9 protein-coding genes and 1 riboswitch are annotated in these 11264 nt (G+C 69.0%); of the genes, 5 read left to right on the top strand and 4 right to left on the bottom strand.

Annotation, left to right across the window (positions count from 1 at the left end; genetic code table 11):
- Positions 1 to 68: 68 nt before the first annotated feature.
- A complete protein-coding gene (locus tag ABT313_RS35390; RefSeq protein WP_350862908.1) occupies positions 69 to 845 on the bottom strand; it encodes a DUF4184 family protein in 777 nt (258 codons plus the stop codon).
- Between the two features lie 10 nt (positions 846 to 855).
- Positions 856 to 1371 (bottom strand): DinB family protein, encoded by a 516-nt coding sequence (locus ABT313_RS35385; RefSeq protein ID WP_350862906.1) that lies wholly within the window; start codon positions 1369 to 1371, stop codon positions 856 to 858.
- Between the two features lie 94 nt (positions 1372 to 1465).
- Positions 1466 to 1579: riboswitch (SAM riboswitch) on the top strand.
- Between the two features lie 16 nt (positions 1580 to 1595).
- Here ABT313_RS35385 and ABT313_RS35380 point away from each other — a divergent pair.
- Positions 1596 to 2960 carry an aminotransferase class V-fold PLP-dependent enzyme gene (locus tag ABT313_RS35380; protein WP_350862903.1) on the top strand — a complete coding sequence of 455 codons (1365 nt, stop codon included), beginning with the start codon at positions 1596 to 1598 and terminating at the stop codon, positions 2958 to 2960.
- Between the two features lie 13 nt (positions 2961 to 2973).
- Here ABT313_RS35380 and ABT313_RS35375 read toward each other — a convergent pair whose 3' ends face one another.
- Positions 2974 to 5034 (bottom strand): prolyl oligopeptidase family serine peptidase, encoded by a 2061-nt coding sequence (locus ABT313_RS35375; RefSeq protein WP_350862900.1) that lies wholly within the window; start codon positions 5032 to 5034, stop codon positions 2974 to 2976.
- A 54-nt stretch (positions 5035 to 5088) separates the two neighbouring features.
- Here ABT313_RS35375 and ABT313_RS35370 point away from each other — a divergent pair, with 54 nt between their 5' ends.
- From ABT313_RS35370 to ABT313_RS35360, 3 genes are read left to right on the top strand one after another with little or no spacing between them, the layout of a single operon-like run.
- Positions 5089 to 6936 (top strand): helix-turn-helix transcriptional regulator, encoded by a 1848-nt coding sequence (locus ABT313_RS35370; protein WP_350862897.1) that lies wholly within the window; start codon positions 5089 to 5091, stop codon positions 6934 to 6936.
- A gap of 55 nt (positions 6937 to 6991) precedes the next feature.
- On the top strand, positions 6992 to 7723 hold the full coding sequence (locus tag ABT313_RS35365) for a mycothiol-dependent nitroreductase Rv2466c family protein (protein ID WP_350862894.1): 732 nt from the start codon (positions 6992 to 6994) through the stop codon (positions 7721 to 7723).
- On the top strand, positions 7720 to 8346 hold the full coding sequence (locus tag ABT313_RS35360) for a maleylpyruvate isomerase family mycothiol-dependent enzyme (RefSeq protein ID WP_350862891.1): 627 nt from the start codon (positions 7720 to 7722) through the stop codon (positions 8344 to 8346). The genes ABT313_RS35365 and ABT313_RS35360 overlap by 4 nt, the downstream gene beginning before the upstream one ends.
- Before the next feature lie 73 nt (positions 8347 to 8419).
- Here the strand turns inward: ABT313_RS35360 and ABT313_RS35355 are convergent, their stop codons facing one another.
- The gene (locus ABT313_RS35355; protein WP_350862888.1) at positions 8420 to 9946 is read right to left on the bottom strand and encodes an alkaline phosphatase D family protein; all 1527 of its coding nucleotides are present in this window, start codon (positions 9944 to 9946) and stop codon (positions 8420 to 8422) included.
- Between the two features lie 205 nt (positions 9947 to 10151).
- Between ABT313_RS35355 and ABT313_RS35350 the strand changes: the two genes are divergently transcribed.
- Positions 10152 to 11231, top strand: coding sequence for a fatty acid desaturase family protein (locus ABT313_RS35350; RefSeq protein WP_350862885.1), 1080 nt, complete (start codon positions 10152 to 10154; stop codon positions 11229 to 11231).
- The last annotated feature ends 33 nt before the right edge of the window (positions 11232 to 11264 follow it).

The following is an 11264-nucleotide window of genomic DNA, read 5'->3' as shown; positions in this document are numbered from 1 at the left end:
TCAGGCTACCCCGATAACCCCTTGAGTCCCACGTGTCACACGCCGATCACGCTGCCCCATCCGTAGCGTCACAGCGTGACCACGCGCCTGCGGAAGCGGAGCAGGTGCCAGCCGACGACGTACGTCGCGACCGCGGCGAGCCCGCCGGATACGAGACCGGAGAGCCCGAGGCGAACGGCGGTTTCGCCGCTCAGATCGCCCTCGGCACGGCCGATCTCGACGATGGCGCCGGCGGCGGCCAGCAGGAGCCCGACGACGACCACTGCGTACCGAGCCCAGGGCGCGACGAGGTCACCGGGAGTGATCGACGGCGTCGTACGGCGGTACCAGCGGTAGAGCCAGATCGCGAGGACGAGGCAGCCGCCGAGGGTGCTGACGTACTGGAGGATCCGGTTGACGTCCCAGGCCGGGGTCACCGCGGCGCGGAAGACGCCCGGGAAGTGGCGGACGAAGTAGCCGTCTCCGTGGGTGAAGGAATCCCAGACGACATGGGTGAGCGCACCGATGACAGCCGAGACCACCACCCAGAGGGCGCTGGGGGAAACAGACGGAGGCAGGCGGGCGGCGAGCGGCGCGGGAGCCAGGGCGATCAGAGGGCGCTTCAGTACGAGGTGATAGATCCCGAGGAGAACCAGCGCGATCACCAGGTCCAGCCAGAACGCTGACGTGAACTCGTGCGTGAGCGTCAGCGTGAAGTTGCCGTTGATGTACCGCGTGGCGAACCGGTAGATCGGGCCGACGTACAGCAGGTCGGGGGCAACCGCACCGGCGACCAGGGCCGAGGCAACGAACGGGCGTCTGATCAGCGGGAGAACGGCTGCGGGATGCGCGAGAGTGAACGGCACCTCCTGAACCTTAGGCGCCCGTAGTGCCGTCGAGTTGCTCTCGCAAGAGGTCGGCGTGACCGCAGTGCCGGCCGTACTCACCGATCAGATGGATGTAGATCATCCGCAGCGTCGACTCCGTCCCGCCGAAGGTGAAGCAGTCGTCCAGCGAGTGGTCGGCCGCGGCCTCGTCGGAGAGCTTCCACTCCGCGATCAGCGCTTCGTACGCCGCCTGCGCGTCGGCCGGGTCGATCCGCTCGAAGTCCGCGTCCTTCCCGAGCTCGGGCGCGAACAGCGGCTCGGCAGGTGTCTCGGCGAAGTGGATGCGGAACCAGATCCGCTCGACCTTGGTGAGGTGCCGGATCAGACCGAGCAGCGACAGGTTCGACGGCGGCGACGGCCGCTCGGCCAACTGCTCGGCGGTCAGTCCGGCGCACTTGAACAGCAGCGTGGTGCGGTAGAAGTCCAGGTATCCCTGCAGCAGCTCGCGTTCGGGCGCGGTCAGCGAACCATCAGGTCGCTCGACGGCAGGTGCTCTCCAGGTCATGCGAATCCTCACGTGTCCACGATGTGTTCGTCAATCTCACCACGTGAGATAGCCAGTGGCGGTCGCCGTAGCCCGTTCGTTACCGTACTGGACAGGTCATGAGTGTCAGCGACAAGCCCCGGCTAGCTGGCCGGCAACCCTCCTCCGCGGTGGGGTGCCCCGGGTGAAGACCAGGCCGTGCGGATACCCCGCTCGGCAAGTGCGGACTTCCTGGGAGCAGCAGCATGTCGATCTTGTCCATCCTCGAGCCTGCCAGTACGACGACGCCCCGGCTCACCGTGGCGCACCGAAGCACCGGCAGCATCCCCGCCACGGTCGGATCGGACCTGCTGGTCCCGCTGGCCGACGGCCGGGTGACGGACTACGCGAACTTCGACCATGGTGCGAGCGCGCCGTGTCTGGAGTCGGTGCGGGCCAGCGTGGAGGCGGCGCTGCCGTCGTACGCGTCGGTGCACCGTGGCAACGGATACGCGTCGCGCATCACCACCCAGTGGTACGAGCGGGCCCGCCAGGAGGTGCACTCCTTCGTCGGGGCGCGCGAGGACGACCAGGTGATCTTCACCCGGCAGACCACCGACGCGCTGAACCTGCTGGCGCGTGCGGTGCCGGCGGACGCGACCGTGATCGTGTTCGAGTCCGAGCACCACGCCGCGCTGCTCCCCTGGCCGGCCGAGCGGACTGTTCGCCTCAAGGCTCCGGCCAGCCAGACCGAGGCCGTATCGACTGTCGCCGACGCGCTCCGTGAGGCTCCCGAAGGCCCGCGGCTCGTGGTGATCACCGGCGCCTCGAACGTCACCGGTGAGATCTTCCCGATCGCGGACATCGCCAAGGTGGCCAAGGCCCACGGCGCGCGGGTCTGTCTCGACGCGGCCCAGCTGGCGCCGCACCGTACGGTCGACATCTCCACCCTCGATGTCGACTGGGTCGCGCTGTCCGGTCACAAGCTCTACGCGCCGTACGGTGCCGGCGCGCTGATCGGCCGCTCCGACTGGCTCGACGCCGCGGACCCCTACCTGTACGGCGGCGGCGCGACGCATGCCGTCACCGAGGACACCGTGGTGTGGACGACCGGCCCGGCGCGGCACGAGGGCGGCTCCCCCAACGTCATCGGCGCCATCGCGCTGGCGAGCGCCTGCGCGGCGATCAGCAAGCATCGCGACGCCATCGAGCAACACGAGCGCAGCCTGCTGGCCCGTCTGCGGACCGGGCTCGCGCAGATCGACAACGTCACGACGTACTCGATCTTCGGTGAGGACGCGGACCGCGTCGGCACCGTCTGCTTCACGATCGCCGGTCTGACCTCGACACTCGTCTCCGCAGCGCTCAGCGCGGAGTACGGCGTCGGCGTCCGCGACGGCAAGTTCTGCGCGCACCCGCTGGTCGGCCACCTCCTCGCCGACTCCCCCGAGCACGGTACGGCGGTCCGCGCCAGCCTCGGTCTCGGGACGACGCGTGAGCACGTCGACCGCCTCGTCAACGCAGTACGCACGCTGGCCACCAGTGGTCCGCGGGCGGAGTACGCGGAGACCGCGCACGGCTGTCAGCCGTCCGACGATCCCCGCGACCTCCAGGCCCCGCGCATCTGGTAGTCCAGCCCTCCTCCTACTGCTCAGGAGGTTCGAGACCTACGTGGTGAGCAGCGAACGCCAGTAGGTCCGCCCACTCAGCCGCGATCATCGCGGCAGGTTTGCCGAAGCCATGGCCGGTGTTGACCTCCACCCGAGTCAAGACGGGCTGCGGACCGGCCTGGGCATGCTGCAGGGCCGCGATGAACTTGTGACTGTGCAACGGAACCACCCGATCGTCGTGGTCACCTGTGACCACGAGCGTCGCCGGGTACGCCGTGCCCTCGCTGACGCGATGCAGCGGCGAGTACGCCAACAGGTCCTCGAACTGCTCCGGATCGTCGGGCAGACCGAAGTCGGACGCCCACGCCGCGCCCACAGTGAACTTGTGGAAGCGCAGCATGTCGAGCACCCCGACACCGGGCAGTGCGACCGCGAAGAGGTCCGGCCGCTGGGTCATGACCGCTCCGACGAGCAGTCCGCCGTTGCTGCGACCGTGGACGGCCAGCTGCGCCGGAGTGGTGACGCCGGTGTCGCGCAGGTGCTCGGCGACCGCGATGAAGTCGTCGAACACGTTCTGCTTGTTCTTCAACCGGCCGGCGTCGTGCCACTCGGTCCCGTACTCGCCACCTCCACGCAGGTTGGCAATGACCAGCACTCCCCCAGCTGCAAGCCACGCCGGCCAGCCAGGCCGGTAGTCGGCCTGGATCGGGATGCGGAACCCGCCGTACCCCCACATCAGCGTCGGACGCGGAGTGGAGAAATCGAGGTCGGACCGGGTGATCAGGAAGTACGGCACGTCGCGACCGGCAGCGATCCGGCGCGTCACGGTGACCTGCGGCGGCGTGAATCCACCGGAGCCGCGGACCAGCTCCGGGAGCGCACGCACGTCGCCTGAGCCCGATGAGACGACGTACGACAGCGTGGGGTCGGTGGTCGTCGACAGACCGATGAACAGCTCGTCGTACTCCGGTCCGGCGTGCAGGTCGACCACGCCACCACCGGGTACGTCGACCACCCGAGCGCCGGACCCGTCCAACCCGTAGAGCGTCAGCACGGGCTGGGCGTCGACCAGTGTCAGCGTGGCCAGGCCATCCGCAGTACCGCGGACCGCTTGCAGCGTCGCCTCACCCTCGGGGATGAGGTCGGCGAACTCACCGTCCAGCGACGAGAGCACCACCCGGCCACGCGAGGCGTCGCGGTCGGTCCGCAGTACGAGCTGTTCGCCGGACATGCGTACGAAGGCGATCTCGTCGGCGAACTTGTCCACAACCTTCACCGGCTCGCCCAGGCCGTCCGAGGTGATCGGGTAGACCCAGAGCCGGGTCGCAGGATCGGTCCCCTCACTGATGTGCACGACGAGGTACCGGTCGTCCTCCGACACCTCTGGACCGATGAAGATCTGGTCCTCACCGGGGAAGCTCAGCACGAGCTCGTCCTCGGACTGCGGTGTGCCGACCTTGTGCAGCGTCAGCCGCCCACCGGACAGCGACTTGGTCTCGGTCCCCTCACTGCGCCCACTGGTCGGGTAGTGCAGGTAGAGGTACGCCGAGCTGTCCGGCAACCAGACCGCCTCGGAGAACTTGGCCTCCGACACCACGTCGTCGACCTGCTCGCCGCTCGCGATGTCGAGCAGCCGGAACGTCGTCCAGTCGCTGCCGCTCTCGTTGATGCCGTACGCGAAGTACTTGCCGTCCGGGCTGACCGTGAACGAGCCGAGCGAGTCGGTGCCGTCCTCGGACAGGGTGTTCGGGTCGATCAGCACCCGGCCGCCGGACAGCAGTTCGTCGAGCGACTCGGCGACGTAGATGACGTCCTGGGCCTGCGTACCGTCGTTGCGGCCGACGAAGTACCAGCCGGCCTTCTTGGTGGGGACGCCGGCGCGCGGACGCGCGAGGATCGCGGACATCGTGGTCTGGAACCACGCGCGTTCCGGATAGCCGGACAGCTCGGCCTCGGTGAACTCGTTCTGCCTGCGGACCCAGTCCTGGGTGTCGGGTGAGTCAGGATCTTCAAGCCAGCGATACGGGTCGGCGATGTCCCGACCGTGCAGTGTCTCGACCACATCGTCGCGGCGGCTCTCGGGATAAGCGGTCATGGGCCTAAACCTAACCTGCGTGCGGAAGGGAGCGGAGTCGGTCACACTGCGAGCGTGAGCGATCGCGTAGCTGACCAGTTGCTGCGTGCGGCCGCCGTGGCCGGTGAGCGCGTGCGGCTCCACATCCTTGCGCGGGTTCTCGACGAGCCGAGCGGTGACGTGCTGATTGCGGTGGACACGCTGGTGCGCACCGGTGCACTCGTGGCGGCGCCGGACGTGGCTGAGGTCTGGTTCGCTGACGAGGCCGCCCGGCGGGAGGTCGAGAGCCAGTTGCCGCTGGCGGAGCGGGCCGACCTGCATCGGCGTACGGCGGAGGCACTGGAGCTGGAGGCCGGGAGCGACCCGGGCGAGATCGTTCGGCACTGGAAGGCCGCCGCGGACCGCGCCCAAGTGCAGCTCCGGCTGGCGGCCGCATGTGTGCGGGCCGGCGATCTCGTGGCAGCCCATGCGGCTGTGCGAGCGGTAGTGGCGAGAGCGCGTTCGGAGCGGGCTGATGACCTGCTGGCGGAGGCGGCCGTAGTACTGGAGCCGATCGGGCAGTCCGCGTGGGACGGCGACATCTACCAGTGGTGCGCCGAGGCGCTAACCGCACCGGAGCTGTCACCTCGGGCGCGCATCCACCTGCTCGCTCGGCAGGCACAGGCAGCCAGCTACCTCGGCCGGTGGCGTGAGGCTCGCACTGCGAGCAGCGACGCGCTGGACCAGGCCGAGACGGTCGGCGAAGCAGATCTGCTCGCCGAAGCACTCACCGCTCGTCAGCTCGCCACCAGTGGACCCGATGACGTCGACGAGCTGGCCGCCGCCGCACAGCGGATGATCAAACTCGGTACGACGACCGGCTCGGCCGACACCGAGCTGCGTGGGCGGCTGTGGCGGGTGGATGCGCTCTGGTACGCCGGGGACCTGGCCGCGATCGCAGCTGAGGTAGGGCAGATCGCGAGCTGCGCCGGGCGCACAAGCGGGCCGAATGGCCGGTGGCACGTGCTGATCACCAGGGCGGCGCTCGCACTCGCCCGAGCCGAGTTCGACGAGACCGAGACGTTGCTCGACGACGCGGTTGCCGAGTTCCGGCGTATCGGTCACCCGGCCGCACAGGGCGCCGACGTCGCGTTCAAGATCCTCCTGGCTCACCACCGCGGCCAGGCGGACGAGCTGCTGGATGCAGCGGCGTGGCAGTTCGGGACAGATGTTCGCTGGGACCTGTCTGCCCGATTGTCCCGAGCGTTCGTGCTCGTCGATGCGGGCCGGCTGGACGAGGCGGCCGCGCTCTACCAGCGGTGCGGTCGTCCGGACACCTGGCAGGAGTGGCGTGCTGCCGAGCTGTTGCTAGACGCCGTGGCTGCACGGGTCGCAGCAGCGCTGGGCGTTGCGGACGACGTACGGCACTTCCAGGCTCGGCTGGAGCGCAGGCGCGGCCTGTACGTCGTGGGTGGCGCGGGCGGGACCAACTTCCTCGGGCCGGTCGAGCTTGTGCTCGGCATCTGCTCTGCGGCCCTCGGTGACCGGGACAGTGCGGTCGCAGATCTGCGGGCAGCTGCTGCACGAAGCCGGGCGATCGGCGCGCCCGGCTTCGCCGTCGAGGCGGCCTGTCTGCTGGCTGAGGTCTCCAACGACGCCTCCGGAGTTGCCAAGGAGACTCTGCCGTTGGCCAGGGTTCTAGGGATGACGCCCTGGGTGAATCGGCTGGAGCGGGTCGCCGCACCAGACAGCCCGCTGAGCCCGCGTGAGCACGAGGTCGCGCGACTCGTCGCCGACGGACTCAGCAACCGCGCGATCGCCGCAGCCCTCGTCATCTCCGAGCGGACGGCCCAGAACCACGTCCAGCACGTGCTCGGCAAGCTCGGCTTCGTGAACCGGGCGCAGGTCGCAGCCTGGGTCGCCGGCCGACGCAGTAGTGAGTAGCAAATGAGCAATTCACACGATGCGCGCCCAACACCTCCGGCCCGACGCTGATGCCATGGACAACCTCTGGAACCAGGTCGCAACGGAGTACCTCGGCCTCAGACCCGCCGACGGGCTCCTGCAGCGCACCGAGGCCGCCCGCAGACCGCGTCCCGGTCCGCCACGAGTCGACCTGTACGTCGATCCCGTCTGCCCGTACACCTGGCTGGTCGCCTGCTGGCTCCGAGAGGTCGCCGAGCAACGCGATCTGCACCTCCGGTACCACGTGATGAGCCTGCGCATGCTGAACGAAGACCGCGTCGTCGACGACGGCTACCGTCGTACGATCGCGGCATCCGGCGGCCCCTCCCGCGTCGCGACCGCCGTCGTGACCGCCTACGGACCAAGGGCCTTCCAGACCTGGCACGACGCGTTCGGCGACCGGATCTTCGACCACTGGCGTTACCCGACACCAGCGGAGTACCGCACGGCGTCGACCGAGGCCCTCGCCGCAGCCGGTCTGCCGACGATGCTGGCCGACGCCGCCGACAGTCCGCAGTACGACGAGGAGCTGCGGCGGAGCCACGACGAGGGAACGGTGCCTGTCGGCCCGGACAGCGGCACGCCGATCATCCACCTCGACGGGATCGCCTTCTTCGGACCCGTACTGAATGCCGTCCCGCGCGGAGATCGCGCGCTCCGGCTGTTCGACGGCCTGCGCCTGGTTGCCGGATGCAACGACTTCTACGAGCTCAAACGCACCCGCACGACGCCTCCAGCTGTGCATTACGAAAGGGCGCACTCATGACCGACGACGAACTCTGGGCCGCCATCGACGCGCAACGGCTCCGTACGACGGACCTCCTCGAAACCCTCGACCCCGACGACTGGGCCCGCCGGTCGCTGTGCGAAGGCTGGACCGTACGCGACGTCGCCGCCCATCTCACCCAGCAGCAGATGACGATCACCAACGGACTCCGTACTGCGCTACGTCACCCGGGCAGCCTGAACCACATGATCCACGCCTCGGTCCGCGAGCGCTCGGCGCAGCCGACCGAGCAACTCATCGCCGGCATCCGCGCCATGGTCGGCTCCCGCCGCCACAACGTCGGTGTCACGCCGCTGGAGACCCTGATCGACATCGTCGTGCACGGCCAGGACATCGCCGTACCGCTGGGCCGATCGCTGTCGGTCCCCACCGACGTCGCAGCCCTGGCCGCCGACCGCGTCTGGAGCTACCAGGCGTCCAGACGCGGCCGACGGATGGCGAAGGTCTTCAAACCCATGCCGTACGACGGCTGCCGGCTCGTCGCGACCGACATCGATTGGGCCGTCGGCGAGGGTGCCGAGATCCGCGGCCCGGTGCTCTCGATCCTGCTCATGCTGACCGGGCGCGACGTCGTACTGCCCCAGCTCAAAGGGCCGAGCTGAGCGTCGTACTCACCCGCTCCGGTGGGCGGCATCCCGCACAGGCACCGGAGCCGGGCGAGCACGACGGGCCCTCTCAGTGGTGGGCCGGGGTGATGTCCTTGTTCCACAACACCTCACCGAAGAGGTTGCGGAGCGAGACCGAGAAGACTCCGGTCCGCGGGTCGATCCTGGTGTGACCGAAGAACTGGTTGCCGCTGGCCGGCGACTGGCTCGGGAAGTCGGCCGCCTTGACGAACACCGCCTCCGGGCCGAAGGTCGGGTCGAGCGCGTTCGGGCCGAACGCACCCGCGTTGATCGGACCGGCGACGATCTCCCAGAACGGGTCGAAGTCGGTGAACGTCGCGCGGGCCGGGTCGTAGTGGTGCGCGGCGGCGTAGTGCACGTCGGCGGTCAGCCAGATCGCGTTCCGCACCTTGCGCTTCTTGAACTGGCTCAGCACCCACGCGATCTCGTGCTCGCGGCCGCCGGGAGCACCGGGCAGACCGTTCGCGACCGCCTCGATCAGGTCGCCGTCCGGCACCAGCAGACCGAGCGGCATATCGCTGGCGATGACCTTCCAGGTCGCCCGCGACGCCGCGACCTCGCGCACCAGCCAGGCGGCCTGCTCGGCGCCGAGCATCGCGACCGGGCCGACGGTCGACGGCACCGGGTTCGCGCCGCGGTACGTGCGCATGTCCAGGCAGAAAACGTCGAGCAGGGGGCCGTAGCTCACCTTGCGGTAGATCCGGTCACGCCCGGACACGTGCTCCATCGGCAGGTACTCGAGGAACGCCTTCTTCGCCCGGGCGGCGAGCACGTCGACCCGCTTCTCGGTGTACCGGTCGTCGGTGAGGATCTCGCCCGGGTACCAGTTGTTCAGCGTCTCGTGGTCGTCCCACTGCGCGACCAGCGGTACGTCGGCGTACAGCGAGCGCACGTTGGTGTCCATCAGGTTGTACTTGTACCGGCCGCGGTACTCGGCCAGCGTCTCGGCGACCTTCGAGACCTCCTCGGTCACGACGTTCTTCCACACGGTGCCGTCGGCAACTTTCAGCTCGGCCGCGAGCGGGCCGTCGGCGTAGATGTTGTCGCCGGAGTGCAGGAAGAAGTCCGGCCGGGTCTCGTGCATCGCCTTGTACGCGATCATCCCGCCGAGCTCCGGGTTGATGCCGTACCCCTGGCCCGCGGTGTCGCCGGTGAACACGAACGACACCGGCCGGTTGCGGCCCGGGGTGGTGAACGAGCCGTCGAGCGTCTGGCCGATCCGGCCGCTCGCGTCCTCGAAGCCGAGGCGGTAGTCGTACCGCTGGCCCGGCCGCAGACCGCGGAGCGGGAGCCGCGCGGTGAAGTCGTCGTCGGCCGAGGTCTTCGGGCCGCGCAGGTGGATCGCCCGGTCGAACCGGCCGCTGCTCGTCAGCTGTACGACGAGCCGGCCGGGCCGGTCGGCCTTCGACCACACGACCGCCGACGACGGCGTCACATCGGCACTCGCGATGCCTGACGGCAGCGTGGGCCGGTCGCGGCGGACCAGGTTCGGGGCCGCGGAGGCCATCCCGGGTACGGCGAGGGAGGCTCCGGCAACCGTGGATGCGGCCAGGAGCTGGCGGCGACTCAGATTCATGACCCGAAGGTGCGCTCCGCTGATGACGGTCAGGTGAAAGCCGGGCGAACTGGGCGTCAAATCACCCACGCCGCGCCGTCGGCTTGTGTGTCGCCACCCGGCGTGGTTCCGTTGGTGCCTCAACACCTCCCATGACCTTCTTCGTTTCGCTGCCCTGGGGGCCGGTAGCGCATCGACCGATGCACTGCCGGAAGCGGAGTTTCTCATGTCACAACTGCTTGCCGAAGACCATGACCCCTTACGGGCTCAACACAAGTACACGCACCTCTACACCGACCTGCTGCGGACCGTCCGGGAGCTGGGTCTGCTCAAGCGCCGCCGGAAGTACTACCTGACCCGCATCGGGCTGGTGCTCGGTGCGTTCGTGGCCGTCTGGGTCGGCGTCGGACTGCTGGGCAACTCGTGGTTCCAGCTCCTGATGGCCGGCGCCCTCGCGCTCGTGCTGACCCAGGTCGCGTTCCTGAGCCACGACAGCGCGCACCGGCAGATCTTCGACTCCGCCAGGTGGAACGACTGGACCGCGCGCCTGCTGGCCGGCGGAGTCATCGGCATCAGCGCGAGCTGGTGGCGGTCGAAGCACAACCGGCACCATTCCGGACCGAACCAGTTGAAACGCGATCCGGACATCGACATCGGCGTCATCGCGTTCACGCCCGAGCACGCGGCCCGTCGCACCGGCTTCCAGGCTTGGCTGACCCGTCGCCAGGGCTGGCTGTTCTTCCCGCTGCTGACGCTCGAGGGCCTGAGCCTGTACGTCGCCGGCATGCAGCACCTGTTCCGCCGTTCGGCCACCAGGGTGGAGCGGATCGAGGCCGCGATCGTGGTCACCCGCGTCGCCGCGTACCTGACCGTCCTGTTCTACCTCCTCCCGCTCGGCAAGGCCGGCGCGTTCCTCGGGCTGCAACTCGCCGTCTTCGGCGTCTGCCTCGGCGGATCGTTCGCGCCGAACCACAAGGGCATGCCGCTCGTCCCGGCGTCGATGCGGCTGGACTTCCTCCGCCGCCAGGTGCTGATGTCGCGCAACATCCGCGGCGGCATCCTCACCGACTTCGCGATGGGCGGGCTGAACTACCAGATCGAGCACCACCTGTTCCCGAGCATGCCGCGACCGACGCTGCGGCGGGTCCAGCCGATCGTCCGCGAGTACTGCGAGCTGCACGGGGTGAAGTACACCGAGGTGAGCCTGCTCTCGTCGTACCGGATCGTCGTCGACTACCTGAACAACGTCGGTCTGCGGGCTCGCGATCCCTTCCAGTGCCCACTCGTCGCCACGTATCGGGGGTAGCACTTTGCCAAGCAGACCTCGCCGGGCCATCTG

This window comes from Kribbella sp. NPDC000426, from assembly GCF_040300265.1.
Lineage (GTDB): Bacteria > Actinomycetota > Actinomycetes > Propionibacteriales > Kribbellaceae > Kribbella.
The sequence above is the reverse complement of the archived record's forward strand: the minus strand, read 5'-3'. Positions and strand labels throughout refer to the sequence as shown.